This window comes from Bradyrhizobium sp. CCBAU 53351 (assembly GCF_015291745.1).
Taxonomy (GTDB): domain Bacteria; phylum Pseudomonadota; class Alphaproteobacteria; order Rhizobiales; family Xanthobacteraceae; genus Bradyrhizobium.
The window spans coordinates 6,219,857-6,236,019 of the sequence record NZ_CP030059.1; the positions used below are offsets into that span (position 1 = coordinate 6,219,857).

The window sequence follows — 16,163 nt, forward strand, 5'->3', positions numbered from 1 at the left end:
CTTCAAGGTGATCCGTGGAAACTGGCGGGAGTAACAGCAATGCTCGAGCGCATGCCGCCCCCATCGAAGCGCACCAACGACCCCGAGCGCACCAAGCGCGACATCCTCGAAGTGGCGATGGCCGAATTCGCCTCGGAAGGCTATTCCGGCGCGCGCGTCGATGCGATCGCGGCGCGGACGCGCACCTCCAAGCGCATGATCTACTATTATTTCGGCGGCAAGGAGCAGCTCTACCTCGCGGTGCTCGAAGAGGCTTATCGCAGCATCCGCGCGCTGGAGGACCAGCTCGACATTGCGAGCTGCGACGCACGCGAGGGACTGCGCCGGCTGATCGAAGCGACCTTCGACCACGACGAGCGAAACCCGAACTTCATCCGCCTCGTCTCAATCGAGAACATCCACCACGGCAAGCACCTGAAGCAGAATTTGCAGCTGCGCCAGCTCAATGCCAGCGTGATCGCAACCCTCGACGGCATTTTGAAGCGCGGCCGCGCGGAAGGCGTCTTCCGCGACGACGTCGATGCCATCGATCTGCATCTCGCCATCTCCTCCTATTGCTTCTTCCGCGTCGCCAACCGCCACACGTTCGGCGCGCTGTTCGATCGGGATCTGAGCGAGCCGAAGGTCTTGGCGAAGAGCCGGACGCAGATCGTCGAGATGATTTTGGCGTGGCTGGGGGCGAAGGGGTGAAGCAGCAAGCGGGCGGCGATCGCGTCACATTGTCTCGTGTCCCGGATCTGCAGCGCACCGCTGAAGGAGCGCTGCGCTGCGTCCGGGGCACACGGCCTTCAGAGCCCCCTACCGATGCTCGATCGCGCGGATCGCACCGCGCAGCTCGGCGAGGCCGCGCAGGCGGCCGATGGCGGTGTAGCCGGGGTTGGTGCGCTTGGTGGCAGCGAGATCGTCGAGCATGCGGTGGCCGTGGTCGGGACGGAACACGATCCTCTTGTCCGGCGCGCGCTTCGCGTTCTCCTTCAGCAGCGCCTTCAGCACCGCGACCATGTCGACATCGCCGTCGAGATGATCGGACTCGTAGAACGACAGCCCGTCCGCCTCGCGCTTGGTCGCGCGCAGATGCGCAAAGGCGATGCGCGGGCCGAAGCGTTCGGCCATTTCAGGCAGATTGTTCTCCGCGCGCACGCCGAGCGAGCCCGTGCACAGGCAGATGCCGTTGGCCTTGGACGGCACGGCGTCGAACAGCGCCTGATAGTCGTCGCCTGACGAGGCGATGCGCGGCAGGCCGAACAGCGGGCGCGGCGGATCGTCCGGATGCAAGGTCAGCGACACCCCGAGCTGCTCGGCGACCGGCGTCACGCGCGCCAGGAACTCGGCGAGATGCTGCCGCAGGATCTTTGGCGTGATGTCGCGATAGGTCTCGAGGCGGTCCCGGAATTGCGGGATGGTCATCGGCTCGGTGGTCGAGCCCGGCAGCGCGCTGGCGATCACCATGACGAGATAGTCGATATCGGCCTGGCTCATCTTCTCGAACAACGCTTTCGCGCGGGCCTGCTGCTCCGGCGAATATTCCCGAACCGCGGCCGGACGCTTCAGGATATGCAGCTCGAAGGCGGCAAAGCGGTCCTGGTCGAAGCGCATGGCGCGGGCGCCGTTCGGCAGCTCCCATTCGAGATCGGTGCGGCACCAATCCACGACCGGCATGAAGTTGTAGCAGATGATCCTGATGCCGGCGCTCGCGACCGCCTCCAGGCTCGCGATCCAGGCCTCGATCGACTTGGTCGCTTTGCCGCCGAGACGCTTGACGTCGTCGGGGATCGGAATCGATTCCACCACCGACCATGTCAGCTGCGAGCGGCCCGGCTGGCCGTTCTCGATGAAGTTCTTGCGCTCCTCGACTGCCTTGCGCGTCCAGGCCTCCCCGATCGGCACCTGATGCAGCGCCGAGACGATGTCGCTCGCCCCGGCCTGCCTCACGTCGTCGAGCGAGACCGGATCATCGGGTCCGTACCAGCGCCATCCCTCCAACATCATGAATCCCTCCGATCAGTTCGCGGTCAGCACGACCTTGACGCTCTGCGAGCGGTCGAGCGCCAGCCGCAGCGCATCCGGCGCGGTCGACAGCGGACGCTCGGCGGTGACCAGCGACAACACGTCGACGCTGCCATTGGAGATCAGCTCCACCGCGGTCATGAACTCGAAGCCGAAGCGGAACGAGCCGCGCAGGTCGATCTCCTTCGCCATTACCGCATTCGACGGCGTCGGGATCTGGCCGCCCGGCAGATTGCCGATCTGCACCACGACGCCACCGCGCCTGACGATGCCGATCGCGCTGGCAAGGCCTGCGGCCGTGCCCGAGACCTCGAAGGCAACGTCATAGGGACGCGCCGCAGCCTGGGCCTTCAGGCCTTCCTCGCCGGCGGAAACGTTCTCGACATGCGAAGCGCCGAGCCTGGTCGCAAAGGCGAGCGGCGCCGGCGCGATATCGGCGACCGTGACGTCGGCCATGCCGGCGCGGTGCGCAGCGAGCATGGTCAGCAGCCCGATCGGGCCGGCACCGAAGATGATGCCGCGCTTGCCCTCGATATTGCCGGCGCGCGCGACCGCGTGCAGGCAGACGGAGAGCGGCTCGGCCAGGGCCGCGGCCTGATAGGACACGTGGTCGGGAATCTTGACGCATTGCGCGGGGATCGCGTCGAAATAATTGGCGAAACCACCCTGCATGTGCGGCGTCTTCGACGCCGAGCCCATGAAGTAGATGTTCTCGCACAGGTTCGGCCTGCCCTCGCGACAGGCGACGCAATGGCCGCACCAGCGTGACGGGTTGACGGCGACACGGTCGCCGACTTTCAGGTTCGCTGCGGAGCCGGAGATCTCCACGACCTCGCCCGAGATCTCGTGGCCGAGCACCAGCGGCGACTTCACCACGAAATCGCCGGTCCGGGCATGGCGGAAATAGTGCATGTCCGAGCCGCAGATGCCACCGGCGCCGAAGCGGATGCGCACCATGCCGTCGGCGAGCCTGTCGAGCGGATGCTCGATCATGCGGAGATCTTCGGGACCGAACAGGGTTGCGGCGAGAGCGGTCGAGGTCATTTGGAGAGTCCCATGTATTTTGGCAGCCAGAGGGTCAGTTCGGGGATGTAGGTGATCGCGATCAGCGCGAGCATCAGCGGCACCAGCCAGGGCAGGATCGCCACCGTCGTGCGCTCGACCGAGAGCTTTGCGACGCGCGCGAGCACGAACAGCACCATGCCGAGCGGAGGATGCAAGAGGCCGATCATAAGGTTCAGCGTCATGATCAGGCCGAAATGAATGGGATCGATGCCGAGCTTGAGCACGATCGGCAGCAGGATCGGCACCAGAATGGTGATCGCCGCCGTGGTGTCGATGAAGCAGCCGACGAACAGGATCAGCACGTTGGCGAGCGCGAGGAACACCCATTTGTTGTGGGTGACGCTAAGCATCCAGTCCGACAGCGTCTGCGCCGCCTGCGACACCGTCAGCAGCCAGGCGAAGATCGATGCTGCCGTGACGATGAACAGCACCGAGGCCGTGGTCTCGATCGTGTCGAACGTCGCCTTCGCGACGGTTTGCAGCGTCATGGTGCGGTAGCGGACGAGGCCGAGGAACAGCGACCAGATCACGGCGGCGACCGCAGCTTCGGTCGGCGTGAACCAGCCGAGCGTCATGCCGCCGATCAGGATCACCGGCGCCATCAGCGCCATCACCGCCGAGAAGTCGAAGTACCAGTCGATCACCAGCAGCGTGCCGAGACCGATGACCACCGCGACGTTGACCGAGAGGCCGGCCAGCACCATCAGCCAGATCGCCATCGGGAACGAGAGCACGATGACGATCTCGAGGCCGGCCGAGCCGAGCTGCGGCCAGGAGAACGGCGTGTCGCTGCCCCATTTGTTTTTGTGCGCGAAATAGGTGACGGTGATCATCATGAACAGCGTCAGGACGACGCCCGGAATGACGCCGCCGAGAAACAGCGCGCCGATCGAGACGTTCGCCATCATGCCGTAGATGACGAAAGGCAGCGACGGCGGGATGATGGGCCCGAGCGTCGCCGAGGCCGCGGTGACGCCGACCGAGAACTCGGTGGAGTAGCCGTGGTCCTTCATCGCCTTGATCTCGATGGTGCCGAGACCGGCGGCGTCCGCGATCGCGGTGCCTGACATGCCGGAGAAGATCACCGAGCCGATGATATTGACGTGGCCGAGGCCGCCGCGCATCCAGCCCACGAGGGCGACGGCGAATTTGTAGATGCGCCCGGTGACGCCGGCGATGTTCATGAGGTTGCCGGCCAGGATGAAGAACGGCACGGCAAGCAAAGGAAAGCTCTCCACGCCGGCGATCATGCGCTGTGCCAGCGTGACGTCGGGCGTCACGCCGCTGACCAGGATGTAGAGCAGCGACGACGCGGCCATGGCGATCGCCACGGGAACGCCGAGCAGCATCAGGACGAGAAAGCCTCCGAGCAACAACAGCATGACGTTATATCTCCGATCCGTCGTAGGCACCCGGACGTTCGAGGACCGAGTAACCCTGCCGCCAGTGCTGCACCGCCGCCTGCAACGAGCGCAGGAACATCAGCACGAAACCGAGCAGCACGGCGTAATAGACGTAGTTCTTGGGGAAGTTGATCGTGGTCATCTGCTCGTCGCCGATGATCTGGATATAGACCCAGACCAGTTTCGTGGCGTAGCCGAAGAAGGCGATCCGGATCAGGTCTATCACCGTCGACAGCGCGCGCCCCGCTGGCTGCGGGAGATAGCGGTAGAGCAGGTCGACCTGGATGTGCCGCGACAGCCGCACGCACATCGAGGCGCCGATGAAGACCACGCCGATCAGGCAATAGGTCGCGATCTCCTCGGTCCAGGCGTAGCTGTCGTTGAGTACGTAACGGGTGAAGAACTGCAGGAAGACGGCGAGCGCCATCACCCAGAAGATCGCCAGCGCCACCCAGTCCTCGAACGCGTAGATGCCGAGATCGACCTTCGGCGTCGCCTCCTCCTCGAAGGTATGGGCGATCTCGTCCGCGGTGATCTGCCGGTGGATTTCGGCGGTGGACATGGGGTTGCTCCTCTCCAAATCGTCGTTCCGGGATGGTGCGCTAGCACCAGACCCGGAACCTCGAGATCCCGGGCTAGGTCCTGCGGACCGCCCCGGGATGACGACTACGTCGTCACTTCACCGCCTGGATCTTTTCCCAGTCGGCCTTGCGATAGCCGAAGGTCTCGAACGCGACGTTCTTCAGCACGGTGTCGCGGAACTCGTTCTTGTCGACTTCGGTCACGGTGAGGCCCTTCTCCTTGAAGAAGGCGACCAGCTTGGCCTCGTTCTGCTTGATCTCGCCGGTGGCCTTGGCGGCGGCTTCCTGGGCCACGTCGGTGAAGATCTTCTTGTCCTCGTCAGAGAGCTTCTTCCACAGCGCGCCGGCGATCACGGTGTTGAGGTGATCGACGATATGGCCGGTCAGCACGATGTGCTTCTGCACCTCGTAGAACTTCTTGGCCTCGATCGTGGTCAGCGGGTTCTCCTGCGCCTCGACGGTGCCGTTCTGGAGCGCGAGATAGACTTCGGCGAAGGCGATCGGCGCGGTGTTGGCGCCGCAGGCGCGCGGCATGGCGAGGTAGGCCGGCACGTCGGGCACGCGCATCTTCAGGCCCTTCATGTCGGCGCAGGTCTTGATCGGCTTGTTCGACGAGGTCTGGCGCACGCCGTAATAGGTCACCGCAACGATGTGGTGGCCGCTCTTGTCCTCATAGCCCTTGGCGAGCTCCTTGAAGATGTCGCTCTTGGTGTAGGCGAGCAGATGATCGGCATCGCGGAACGTATAGGGATAATAGGTCACGCCGATCGGCGGGAAGCTCTTGGCGGCGAAGCTGGAGCCGGAGATGATGATGTCGACCGAGCCGAGCGACAGGCCCTGGTTGATGTCGGCTTCCTTGCCGAGCTGCGAGGCCGGATAGACGTCGATCGCATAGCGCCCGTTGGTGCGCTTGCCGATCTCCTGTGCGGCCCAGACCGAAGCGGTGTGGAACGGCTCCGAGGTCTCGTAGACATGGGCCCATTTCAGCTTGGTCTGCGCCGTGCTGGCGCTGGTCGCAGCCAGCAGCGTAGCGGCAGAGATCACGGCTGCAATCGTCATTTTCTTCAACATCGACTTTTCCTCCATCGTTCAAGTCTGATTCTTGTTCGCCCGCCCCGGCATGGATGCGGGCCGTACAATCTCATCGCTGCCGCGCGCGACCGCTCCCGGCCCGCTTTTTCGCCGGGCGCTTTGGTGTCGCCGGCTTCGCCGGGGCTCGCGCGGCCCGGCTCCGCCCCGGAGAGGATCCTGCGGCGTTCTCGGCGCCGAAATTCTGCGCGAAGCGCTCCTGCGAGCGCGCCAGATGGGCGCGCATCGCCTCGCGCGCGGCGTCCGGATCATGCGCCGCGATCGCCTCGCGCACGGCGCGATGCTCGTCGAGCGCGGTGCGCCAGGTGCCCGGGTTTTCGAAATAATGCGCAAGCTGCGCGAAATAGGGATTGAGGCGCTGGTCGAACAGCTCGCCGACCACGCGCACCAGAACGGCATTGCCGAGGCTGCCGGCGATCGCGACATGAAACGCGCGGTCGTGAACCATCGAGGCTTCGCCGGGATGCTCAACCTGCTCCATCGCCAGCAGTGAGGCGTCGATGCGGGCGATGTCGTCCCTGGTCGCGACACGCGCGGCCTGTTCGGCGATCGCGCTTTCCAGGAATTCGCGGGCGCGCAGCAGCTCGAACGGTCCCTCGATGACGGAGGCGGCTGCGGGGGCGGCGCTTGCGGCGGGCTCGATCACATAGATGCCGGACCCGACGCGGATGCGCAGGCGCCCTTCGACCTCGAGCGCGATCAGGGCTTCGCGCACGGTCGGGCGCGACACCTTGAGCTGCTCGGCGAGCTCGCGCTCGGTCGGCAAGCGACTGCCGACCGCGTACTCGCCGCTGTCGATCAGGCTTCGCAATTGATCGGCGACCTGGCGATAAAGCCGTCTCGCCTCCACAGCTTCCAGCGGCACGCTGGTCCTCCCGAAAGGGTCGCGCGGGGTTCCCCGCTCGCGGCCTGCCAATTTTGGAAAATTGGTCTTACCAATTGACCGAAGCATTGACCTGATACGGGCGCCATGTCAAGCAGCAGCAAAGCAAAGGGGAGACGTCCATGCGCCCAGGTTCAGCGCGTCTTGGCCGCGCCAATCTCGACGGGCTGCCGCCGGGCATCCGCCGGCCGGCCTATCACCGTTCGCAAGTCACACCCGGCATCGTGCATCTTGGTCTCGGCGCGTTTCACCGCGCGCATCAAGCGGTTGTCATCGACGACTGCATTGCCGCCGGCGGTGCCGCCTGGGGCATCATCGGCGCGAGCCTGCGCAGCCCGGATACGCGCGATGCCCTCGCCCCGCAGGATCATCTCTACACCGTCGCCGTGCGCTCGGCCGAAGGCACCGAACACCGCGTCATCGGCGCGCTGCTCGACAGTGTGGTCGCGCGCGAGAAGCCGGCAGCGTTGGTCGAGCGGATGGCCGATCCCGCCATTCGCATCGTTTCGCTCACCGTCACCGAAAAGGGATATTGCCACACGCCGCAGACCGGCGATCTCGACGAGCGGCATCCGGATGTCGTGCACGACCTCAACAATTTCGACGCGCCGCGCTCGGCGCCCGGCTTCGTCGTGGCTGCGCTGGCGCGGCGGCGCGCACGGGGTCTTCCGCCCTTCACCGTGTTGTGCTGCGACAATCTCGCCGCCAACGGCCACACCGTGCAGCGCATCGTGACGCAGTTCGCCGCGCTGCGATCGAAGGATCTCGCCAAGTGGATCGCCGATACGGTCGCTTTCCCCTGCACCATGGTCGATCGCATCGTTCCTGAAACGACCGATGCCGACCGCGACGCGGTCTCGAACGCCCTCGGCATGCGCGACGCCTGGCCCGTGATGACCGAGCCGTTCACGCAATGGGTGGTCGAAGACCGCTTCACGGCGGGCCGGCCCGATCTCGCCGCAGCCGGCGTCGAGCTCGTCAGCGACGTGAAGCCGTTCGAGCTGATGAAGCTGCGGCTGCTCAACGCCAGCCATTCGGCGCTGGCCTATCTCGGCTATCTCGCAGGCTTCGAGACCATCGCCGACACCATGCAGGATCCGCTTTTCGCGCGCCTCGCGGCAAAGGTGATGGAAGAGGCCGCGGTGACGCTGACCATGCCCGCAGGCACGGACCTCGCCGCCTATCGCGCCTCGCTGCTCAAGCGCTTTTCCAATTCGGCGCTGCATCACCGCACCTGGCAGATCGCGATGGACGGCTCGCAAAAGCTGCCGCAGCGCCTGCTCGGCGCGATGCAGGATCGCCTCGCGCGGAACCTGCCGATCTCAACGCATGCGCTCGCGGTCGCCGGCTGGATGCGTTACGTCAGCGCAACAGACGAGCAGGGCCGCGCCATCGACGTGCGCGATCCCCTTGCCGGCGAGTTCGCCGCGCTGGCGCGTGAGGCGGGACCTGTTGCCGAGCGGCTCGCGCCGGCACTGCTCGGCGTCGGACAAGTGTTCGGGCCGCTGGGCGCCGAGCCGCGGCTGCGCGAGGCCGTGACCGCGGCCCTCGGCCGTCTCTACAGCAACGGCGCGCGACGGGCCGTGGAGACGCTGGTGTCGGCCTGACCCTAAAACAGGCAATGCTGCACTGCAGTCCAAATCGAACGCGACGTCGAACGGAAGTCGCGCTTGATTTTTGCCGGCCCTTGCCCCACCCGAGAGCAATGGCAAAAGACAGCAAGATCATCGCCGCCAACGCGGCCTTTTACGCCGCTTTTTCAGCGGGGGACTTCGCCGGCATGGAACAGATGTGGGCGGATGACGACGGCATTTCCTGCATCCATCCCGGCTGGCCGGCGATCGTCGGACGCGCCACGGTGATCGGAAGCTGGCGCGACATCCTGCAAAGTCCGGAAAGACCGCAGATCACCTGCGCCGAGCCGCAGGCGATCGTCGACGGCGACAGTGCCCGCGTGCTCTGCATCGAGATCGTCGACGGCACCGCTCTGGCGGCTGCGAACCATTTCCGCCGCGTCGGCGACGACTGGCGCCTGGTGCATCACCAGTCGAGCCCGATCGCGCAGATCGTCGAGCAAGCCGAGGACGATAGAACGAGCCACCGCGTCCATTGAACGGGACACGCGGGCGGGCGCGCTCCAGGTCGCGAGCTCACGAGTTCAAAACGAGTCCGTTTCGCCTTTGAAGGTGGATCTCGACGCGTCGCAGACCGATGACCGCTAAGGGCGGCCAAATCCAGACTCGTGTGGCTCAGCAAAATTGGTCCGGGCTACCGATCAAGTCCGCCGGTGGATTCAACCTGGATTAAGGCTTGGCGGGTCTTCGGACCTCAACCTTCTCACCCACCTCGATTACCATGAGATCTTCACCGAGTTCCAATGGACCTGAGTAAGTCTTCCGCGTCGGTGGAATTACATCTTGCTCGGTTGCATTTGGCATCGCGAGGTGTGAATAGACCGCGAGTTTCGGCTTTGTCCGCCCGAATACCTCGCCCGCCTGTTCTGGAGTCGTGTGATGGGCGATTATGCTCGCGGTTCGTTCTGGCGGGATTCCGATCCGCTGAAATGTCTCGAGCGAAGCAACTTCATGAATCAACAGGTCAACGTTTTGGGCATGTCGGATGAGGTTCTCAGACAGACGGGTGTCTCCAGAGAGGACAACCGAGCGACCGGAATAATCGATGCGATAGCCAAACGCCGGCTTCACGGGCGTGTGGTCTACCTCGAAGGCTGTGATCTTTACGCCATTATTTTCATAGACAAGTCCCTCGCTGATGTCCTTGGCGAGAATGACCACTCCGTCTGGCGCCGCTCGGTCGTCGTATAGTCGAATCCGGATGTCATATTCGAACGCCTGCTCGAGAAACGACATCATGCGCACCGTCCCCCTTGGTCCCCACACCTCCAATGGACGATCCCGCCCAGGCCGTCCAAAAAGCCAGCCGGTCAGCCACAGATCTGGAAAGCCAACCACGTGATCCGAGTGCAAGTGGGTAAGAAACACGCCGTTGATATCATGCCAAAACACGTTGACCTGAGTGAGCCGCTGAAGAGCACCGCGGCCGGCGTCGAAAATGAACTTCTGCCCACCCGCTTCGACGAGGATGCTCGGGCCGAACCGATCCATAACAGGTGGCGGGCATCCTGTGCCTAAGAGCGTAACTTTAATCTCTTGCGCTTGGGCGGACACAGGGACAATAGCGAGCAAGCTTGCAAAAAGTGTGATGCAGGAAAGGCAGAAAGCCGACCTCTTGGAAGTCGCCATGACTGACTCCACGAACCGCTAAATAAAAGCGGCATTCGCGCCAGGCACATTTCGCATTTCAACCAATAGTGTTGCAAACGATCGGGCGCGCGTCAATCATCGCGCCGCGAGGTCGGCTTCGGGTCAAAAAGCCGCTGTCGGCGAACGCCGCCGCGCAGGTCAGCTACGGGCCAGATGCGGACACACTCTGGCTGGCCCCCAATGCGCTTAATTTAGGGTGAATAGACCAAGCGCGGCGCGAACATCGCGCGAAGTGGCATCTGTTATCTCCCGCGCTTGCGCAGTGCCACGCTTGACAACTTGCAGCACATAGCCGGGATCACGAGCGAGTGCGCGGCGACGGTCTCGGATTGGCGCGAGAAGTGCTTGCAGCACGCCATCCAGACGTTTCTTCACAATGCTGTCCCCCAAACCGCCCCGGATATAGCGTGCCTTCAAATCCTCAACCGCAACGTGATCTTCGTCGAACGCATCCAGGTACGTAAAAACCACGTTGCCTTCGACGCGACCCGGGTCGGATGCCTTTATATGGTTTGGATCAGTGAACATACGCCGGACAGCCTCACGTATTTCATCGGCCGTGGCTGATAGCTGAATAGCGTTGCCCTGCGACTTGCTCATTTTGGCCTTGCCATCGATGCCGGGAAGGCGTCCGACGCGAGGAATAAGCGCGCGGGCTTCGGGCAACACGTCAATACCAGCTTGGCGATTGATGCGGCGAACGACCTCATTGGTTTGCTCGATCAATGGAGCTTGGTCTTCCCCAACCGGGACAATCGTCGCTTTGAAACCGGTGATGTCGGCGGCCTGGGCGACGGGATAGCAGAGAAAGCCTGCTGGAATATCTCTGCCAAAACCTCGCGCCTGGATTTCGTCCTTGATTGTAGGGTTACGCTCGAGCCGGGCCACCGTTACATAGTTCATGTACAGAAGGGTCAAATCCGCAAGCGCCGGGAGATGCGATTGAAGACAGATCGTGGTCAGGGTCGGGTCGATCCCGACGGCCAGGTAGTCTGTCGCGATCTCAAGGACATTGTCACGCACCCGACCGGGATTGTGCGCGTTGTCGGTGAGTGCCTGGGTGTCCGCCAGCAGCAGATACTGCCGGTGTGTTGTCTGCAGGGCGACGCGGTTCTTCAACGAACCGACATAGTGCCCTAAGTGCAACGGTCCGGTTGTTCTGTCGCCGGTCAGGATAACAGGGAGGCTGCTGGCTGACGAATCTTGCATCGCGGTTCTCCGAATTAGGAGCCGCCGTTCAATCGGACTTTTGATGAAGCAACCTCGCAAGCCGATGAACGGCGGCGACGGTTGAGTGAATGACAAAGCCGTGCCGCTCCTAAGTGGAGCGCCACCACAATTTCGCGAGCGTGATCACGACGACAGTCATGCGGCCGATACTGACAAAATTTCAGAGGAAAGCAAGCTGGCTTGATGTCTCATATGGGTCACAAGCGGCGGTCCGGGCCGGCGCGGCACCGCGTCCGGTCTACTGCCAACGGCAGGCGTCCAGATCGGCTTATCCTTTGTCAGCTAACCCCGCCGACAACGGAATTATTGGCTTGCCGCCGCGGCAGCAGTCGCCACGTACTTCCCGTAGAATTCAGCGACCCGGCCGCGCCACATGCCGACGAACGCCTCGGACGTCACGTTCTCGACCGATTTCCAGCTGCGCTTGAAGGCCGGAAGTGCATTGCCCCAAATTGCGCGCTTGCACCACCGCTCGCCCTTCTCCTTGCCTTCGCTGCTGGCGCACATGGATTTCCAGGCGAGGCGAGCGGGCTTGCTGATGTGCTCGGCGGCACCTTCCCAGCCCTGCTGATGGATCAGGTAGAGATCGCTCATGTCCGGCGTCCGGTGCGTGATCCATCCGAACTGGACGCCTTCGGTGAAGATCTTGTAGGCGGCCGCAACGGCGTTATCCCGCGGACTGCGAATCTGCCCGAAGCCGAACTTCCCGAACTCATAGTGGCTCAGCTGAAACAGCCCGATATACGACCCGGTGCGTTGATTGGGATTGAAGCCGGACTCGATCTTGGCGACCGCCATCATGAAATTGAAATCGAGTCCAAACGCGTCGGAGGCGCGCTTGATCTCTTCGGCCGGCGTTCCGACCGGAATGTCCTTGAACGCACGCAAGACGATCTCCGCCGGTTTTTCGACGGGCGGCAGTTCGGACCAGACATAGTAGACCAGGTAACGAAAATCCTGCGTCGACGCCGCCTTCGGAGCCTCAATGGACGCGTCGCGTTCCGGCGGCAGCGGTTGAACGACATCCTGTCCCAACGACGCCAATTTTGGCGCGACGGGTTCATCGACGATCTCGGCTTCGGCGCTCAAAGGGCCGGAGCCTGCTGACGCCTCCGAGCCAGGCGCTGCTCTTTCTGACCGAAGGGCTGCCGCAAGTCTGGCGGATGCCTCTGCGTACAAGGCAGGCGTCACCATGTTCGCAGGCGACGCCATGCTCGCAGGAGCGGCCATGCTCGCCGCCGCTTCCGGCATGACATCCGGCGCCATCGCGGCCGGTCTGTTACCGGCGGCCAGGTAAAGTCCCGCGGATGCGATAACAGCCACGGTGCAGCCGGTCTGCCAAACCTTCATTGCCGGAAGTCCACGGATGGCTTCTGTACGAAGGCTGTCGGCATGTTCCTGCGGCCTGTGGCTGAGTACTCTTCGTAGAATCTTAAGGTTTAAATGTGGTGAACGAGAGCGGGCTCTCCGCCTCGCAGCTCGATGTACCCCCCTTTGGGTTCCCCGTTCTTTGCCCGGCGACGAGTTCCGCCAAATCGTCCAGCACGCACTGCGCCGTGGCAAAATCATCATCCGCAAAGAACATGCTGCGGGTGATGATGACAGGGATATTCGCCTGCGAGGCCGAAATCAGGCCGTTGGCGGAATCCTCAACGGCAACGCAGTCGGCCGCACCCAGCTTCAGCCGGGCCAGCGTTTCGAGATAGACGTCCGGCGCGGGCTTCTTGTGCCTGACGTCGTCGCCGGCGACGATGGCGTCGAACTCCGCAGCCCAGTTCGCCCCCAGCGCCTGCGACAGCAGCGCCTGGATGTTGCCATGCGAGGTCGTGGTCGCGATCGCAAGCCGCTGCCCCCTCGCCTTCGCCGCGGCGAGCAGCTCGATCACGCCCGGCCGAAGCTGACAGCAGCCGGTCTCGACCAGCTCGGCATAATGCACAGTCTTGATGCGGTGAAGCGCGGCGATGTCCTCGTCCGGCAAAGGCCGGGCGGTCGGCAGCCTGCCATGGTAGGCGCGCATGCGCTCCTTGCCGCCGGTCACCCGCAGCAGGTCCTTGTAGACGGCGCGATCCCAGTGCCAGTCGAGACCGTGGCACGCAAAGGCATGGTTGAACGCCTGACGATGCAGCTCCTCGGTCTCGGCCAGGGTGCCGTCGACGTCGAAGATCAGCGCGGCCGCGCGCCGGATCAGCTCGCTGGCATGCGCCGGTGCGAAAGCGAGCGCCTCTGCCTGCATGGTCGGTGCCTCCCTGTGACAGCCGACCATCGCCCGAAGCTGGGGGCGAGACAAATCGCAATATCTTTTGCCGGACCCAAAAATCTCTTATGAGCGAGGGACGCGCAGCTCGCGCGGGAACTTCGAGCTTTCAGGGAGACGCATGCGGCTTTTCGTCCTTGGCCTCGGCTACAGCGTCCGGCACTTCGTCCGCCAACACGGCGGCAGCTTCTCGCACATCGCGGGCACCGTGCGCGATCCGGCAAAGCGAGACGACCTCGCCGGCATCGAAGTCCACGCCTTTTCCGGCGAGCCCCCCGCGCGCGAGACGGTCCAGCAAGTCCGCGATGCCGACGTGCTCCTGGTGTCGATCCCGCCCGGCAGCGCCGGCGATCCCACCATCGCAGCGTTCGGCGACGTGCTGGCGGCGGGCCGCCGCAAGATCATCTATCTCTCCACCATCGGCGTCTACGGCGATCACGATGGCGGCTGGGTCGACGAGAGCACGCCGCCGCAGTCATCGCTCAACCGCGCGCGCATGCGGATTGCCGCCGAGCAGGCCTGGACGGACATCGCGCAGGGCGATGCCGCGATCCTGCGGCTTGCCGGCATCTACGGCCCCGGCCGCAACGCGCTGGTGACGCTGCGCGCGGGCACGGCGCGGCGCATCATCAAGCCCGGCCAGGTCTTCAACCGCATCCATGCCGACGACATCGCGAGTGCGATCATCGCGGCCATTCGCCACGACAGCGGCGGAACCTGGAACGTCTGCGACGACGAGCCGACACCGCCGCAGGACGTGATCGCCCATGCGGCGGAGCTGATGGGCGTTGCGCCACCACCGGAAGAGCCGTTCGCGACCGCCGAGATGTCGGCGATGGCGCGCAGCTTCTATGCCAGCAGCGCCCGTGTCTCCAACGCGAAACTGAAGCAAGAGCTCGGCGTCGCGCTGGTGCACCCGACCTATCGGCACGGCCTCGACGCGCTGTGGCGTGCGGGCGAAGGACGATAGGGTTTCGGCCTCCCCCGGCCGCGTCCCAGTCATGTCCGGCGCGCGGTTGACTTCGCCTTTATGCGGACGTGATCTAGACGTCGCGCGGGCCACATGCACAACGAGCCCGCGGCTTGGGAGGACGCAATGAACAAGACGATCGCCATGATCGCAGCGACGGCCGCCGCCATCACGCTCGGTGCAGCACGGGCCGCACCGCTGCCCGAAGCCAAACCCGATGATGTCGGCTTCTCGGCGCAGAGCCTTACACGCCTCGACAGCTTCTTCGCGCGCGAGATCGCCGCCAAGCGCGTGCCCGGCGCGGTCGTCGCGGTGGCGCGCGACGGCAAGCTCGTGCACTACAAGGCTTATGGCCTGCTCGATCCGGAGAAGGGCACGCCGATGCCGGTCGACGCGATCTTCGCGTTGGCCTCGATGACCAAGCCGATGGCGGCGGTCGCCGGCCTGACGCTGATGGAAAAGGGCCAGTTGCCGCTCCAGGCCAAGCTGGCCGATTACTATGCCGGCTTTGCCGACATGAAGGTCGGCGTGCCCCAGGCCGACGGCTCGCTCAAGCTCGAGCCGCAGGCCTCGCCGATCTTCATCCACGATCTCTATCGGCACACGTCCGGCTTGATGTATGGCGGCCGCCCGGACTCGTCGAGCCCGGTGGCGCGGCAATATCCCGATGGCGTCGCGCCGGCGATCGAAGGCGACACCCAGGCCTTCATCGACCGCATCACGAAGCTGCCGCTGGCGCATCAGCCCTCGACCGAGTTCGAATACGGCTTCTCGATCGACGTGCTCGGTGCGGTCGTCGAGAAGGTGAGCGAGCAGAGGCTCGGCGATTATCTCGCCGCCAATGTCTGGCAGCCGCTCGGCATGAAGGATGCGACTTTCCATCCGACCGATGCGCAGCGTCCTCGCCTCGCCCGTCCCTTCGCCAACGATCCGCTGACTGGCAAGCCGCAAGCCATCAAGCTTGTGGACACGCCGACCAAGTTCGATTGCGGCGGCGCCTGCTCATTCGCGACGATCGGCGACTATGTCCGCTTCGGCCAGATGCTGCTCAACGGCGGCGAGCTCGACGGCCAGCGCATCCTCTCACCCAAGACGGTGCACCACATGACGGCCAACCACCTTGGTCCCGCAATCAAGAACAACGTGGCCAATGTCGAGCCGCATCGCGCCGGCTTTGGCTTTGGCCTTTCCGTCGCGGTCCGCACCAGCGAGGGGTTGTCATCGGTCCCCGGCAATCCCGGCGAGTTCACCTGGAACGGCGCTTACGGGACGCAATTCTTCTGCGATCCCAAGGAGCGTCTCGTCGTCGTGGTCGGAACGGCTGCGCCAGGCGAGCTGCGCAAATATTATCGCGAGCAGGTCCAGGACCTCGTCTACGGCGCGATGACGAAGTGAAA

15 protein-coding genes are annotated in these 16,163 nt (G+C 64.1%); 5 read left to right on the top strand and 10 right to left on the bottom strand.

Going from position 1 to position 16,163, the window contains the following annotated elements; all coding sequences use genetic code 11:
* The first annotated feature begins 39 nt into the window (after nucleotides 1-39).
* Nucleotides 40-690 (top strand): TetR/AcrR family transcriptional regulator, encoded by a 651-nt coding sequence (locus XH83_RS29530; RefSeq protein WP_194404138.1) that lies wholly within the window; start codon nucleotides 40-42, stop codon nucleotides 688-690.
* Nucleotides 691-798: 108 nt separating this feature from the next.
* Here XH83_RS29530 and uxuA read toward each other — a convergent pair whose 3' ends face one another.
* The 6 genes from uxuA to XH83_RS29560 all read right to left on the bottom strand — a co-directional run bounded on the left by uxuA (nucleotide 799) and on the right by XH83_RS29560 (nucleotide 7,010).
* A complete protein-coding gene (gene uxuA / locus XH83_RS29535; protein WP_194404139.1) occupies nucleotides 799-1,989 on the bottom strand; it encodes a mannonate dehydratase in 1,191 nt (396 codons plus the stop codon).
* 12 nt (nucleotides 1,990-2,001) lie between these two features.
* On the bottom strand, nucleotides 2,002-3,051 hold the full coding sequence (locus XH83_RS29540) for an L-idonate 5-dehydrogenase (RefSeq protein ID WP_194404140.1): 1,050 nt from the start codon (nucleotides 3,049-3,051) through the stop codon (nucleotides 2,002-2,004).
* On the bottom strand, nucleotides 3,048-4,454 hold the full coding sequence (locus XH83_RS29545) for a TRAP transporter large permease (RefSeq protein WP_194404141.1): 1,407 nt from the start codon (nucleotides 4,452-4,454) through the stop codon (nucleotides 3,048-3,050). The genes XH83_RS29540 and XH83_RS29545 overlap by 4 nt, the downstream gene beginning before the upstream one ends.
* A gap of 4 nt (nucleotides 4,455-4,458) precedes the next feature.
* Nucleotides 4,459-5,037, bottom strand: a complete 579-nt coding sequence (locus XH83_RS29550) for a TRAP transporter small permease (protein WP_194404142.1) — start codon at nucleotides 5,035-5,037, stop codon at nucleotides 4,459-4,461.
* A 112-nt stretch (nucleotides 5,038-5,149) separates the two neighbouring features.
* Nucleotides 5,150-6,115 carry a sialic acid TRAP transporter substrate-binding protein SiaP gene (locus XH83_RS29555; RefSeq protein ID WP_371746369.1) on the bottom strand — a complete coding sequence of 322 codons (966 nt, stop codon included), beginning with the start codon at nucleotides 6,113-6,115 and terminating at the stop codon, nucleotides 5,150-5,152.
* 82 nt (nucleotides 6,116-6,197) lie between these two features.
* Entirely contained in the window at nucleotides 6,198-7,010 is an 813-nt protein-coding gene (locus tag XH83_RS29560) for a FadR/GntR family transcriptional regulator (protein WP_194404144.1), read from the bottom strand.
* Nucleotides 7,011-7,150: 140 nt separating this feature from the next.
* Between XH83_RS29560 and XH83_RS29565 the strand changes: the two genes are divergently transcribed.
* The gene (locus tag XH83_RS29565) at nucleotides 7,151-8,635 is read left to right on the top strand and encodes a mannitol dehydrogenase family protein (protein ID WP_194404145.1); all 1,485 of its coding nucleotides are present in this window, start codon (nucleotides 7,151-7,153) and stop codon (nucleotides 8,633-8,635) included.
* Between the two features lie 98 nt (nucleotides 8,636-8,733).
* Nucleotides 8,734-9,141 (top strand): nuclear transport factor 2 family protein, encoded by a 408-nt coding sequence (locus tag XH83_RS29570; RefSeq protein WP_194404146.1) that lies wholly within the window; start codon nucleotides 8,734-8,736, stop codon nucleotides 9,139-9,141.
* Nucleotides 9,142-9,331: 190 nt separating this feature from the next.
* On the opposite strand, the gene XH83_RS29575 is transcribed toward XH83_RS29570, so the two are convergent.
* From XH83_RS29575 to XH83_RS29590, 4 genes are all read right to left on the bottom strand, one after another.
* A complete protein-coding gene (locus XH83_RS29575) occupies nucleotides 9,332-10,291 on the bottom strand; it encodes an MBL fold metallo-hydrolase (RefSeq protein WP_194404147.1) in 960 nt (319 codons plus the stop codon).
* Between the two features lie 207 nt (nucleotides 10,292-10,498).
* On the bottom strand, nucleotides 10,499-11,521 hold the full coding sequence (gene trpS, locus XH83_RS29580; RefSeq protein WP_194404148.1) for a tryptophan--tRNA ligase: 1,023 nt from the start codon (nucleotides 11,519-11,521) through the stop codon (nucleotides 10,499-10,501).
* Between the two features lie 324 nt (nucleotides 11,522-11,845).
* On the bottom strand, nucleotides 11,846-12,892 hold the full coding sequence (locus XH83_RS29585) for a transglycosylase (RefSeq protein ID WP_194404149.1): 1,047 nt from the start codon (nucleotides 12,890-12,892) through the stop codon (nucleotides 11,846-11,848).
* A gap of 82 nt (nucleotides 12,893-12,974) precedes the next feature.
* Nucleotides 12,975-13,775: an HAD family hydrolase gene (locus XH83_RS29590; RefSeq protein ID WP_194404150.1), complete on the bottom strand. Its 801-nt coding sequence runs from the start codon at nucleotides 13,773-13,775 to the stop codon at nucleotides 12,975-12,977.
* A 142-nt stretch (nucleotides 13,776-13,917) separates the two neighbouring features.
* Here XH83_RS29590 and XH83_RS29595 point away from each other — a divergent pair, with 142 nt between their 5' ends.
* Both XH83_RS29595 and XH83_RS29600 read left to right on the top strand, forming a co-directional pair.
* Nucleotides 13,918-14,766 (top strand): NAD-dependent epimerase/dehydratase family protein, encoded by an 849-nt coding sequence (locus XH83_RS29595; RefSeq protein WP_194404151.1) that lies wholly within the window; start codon nucleotides 13,918-13,920, stop codon nucleotides 14,764-14,766.
* Nucleotides 14,767-14,892: 126 nt separating this feature from the next.
* Nucleotides 14,893-16,161: a serine hydrolase gene (locus XH83_RS29600; RefSeq protein ID WP_194404152.1), complete on the top strand. Its 1,269-nt coding sequence runs from the start codon at nucleotides 14,893-14,895 to the stop codon at nucleotides 16,159-16,161.
* Nucleotides 16,162-16,163: the final 2 nt, after the last annotated feature.

Coding starts and splice junctions, on each gene's coding strand:
- XH83_RS29575 (WP_194404147.1), bottom strand. CDS start 10,291: ATGGCGACTTCCAAGAGGTCGGCTTTCTGCCTTTCCTGCATCACACTT.
- uxuA (WP_194404139.1), bottom strand. CDS start 1,989: ATGATGTTGGAGGGATGGCGCTGGTACGGACCCGATGATCCGGTCTCG.
- XH83_RS29585 (WP_194404149.1), bottom strand. CDS start 12,892: ATGAAGGTTTGGCAGACCGGCTGCACCGTGGCTGTTATCGCATCCGCG.
- XH83_RS29545 (WP_194404141.1), bottom strand. CDS start 4,454: ATGCTGTTGTTGCTCGGAGGCTTTCTCGTCCTGATGCTGCTCGGCGTT.
- trpS (WP_194404148.1), bottom strand. CDS start 11,521: ATGCAAGATTCGTCAGCCAGCAGCCTCCCTGTTATCCTGACCGGCGAC.
- XH83_RS29565 (WP_194404145.1), top strand. CDS start 7,151: ATGCGCCCAGGTTCAGCGCGTCTTGGCCGCGCCAATCTCGACGGGCTG.
- XH83_RS29540 (WP_194404140.1), bottom strand. CDS start 3,051: ATGACCTCGACCGCTCTCGCCGCAACCCTGTTCGGTCCCGAAGATCTC.
- XH83_RS29550 (WP_194404142.1), bottom strand. CDS start 5,037: ATGTCCACCGCCGAAATCCACCGGCAGATCACCGCGGACGAGATCGCC.
- XH83_RS29530 (WP_194404138.1), top strand. CDS start 40: ATGCTCGAGCGCATGCCGCCCCCATCGAAGCGCACCAACGACCCCGAG.
- XH83_RS29570 (WP_194404146.1), top strand. CDS start 8,734: ATGGCAAAAGACAGCAAGATCATCGCCGCCAACGCGGCCTTTTACGCC.
- XH83_RS29555 (WP_371746369.1), bottom strand. CDS start 6,115: ATGACGATTGCAGCCGTGATCTCTGCCGCTACGCTGCTGGCTGCGACC.
- XH83_RS29595 (WP_194404151.1), top strand. CDS start 13,918: ATGCGGCTTTTCGTCCTTGGCCTCGGCTACAGCGTCCGGCACTTCGTC.
- XH83_RS29590 (WP_194404150.1), bottom strand. CDS start 13,775: ATGCAGGCAGAGGCGCTCGCTTTCGCACCGGCGCATGCCAGCGAGCTG.
- XH83_RS29600 (WP_194404152.1), top strand. CDS start 14,893: ATGAACAAGACGATCGCCATGATCGCAGCGACGGCCGCCGCCATCACG.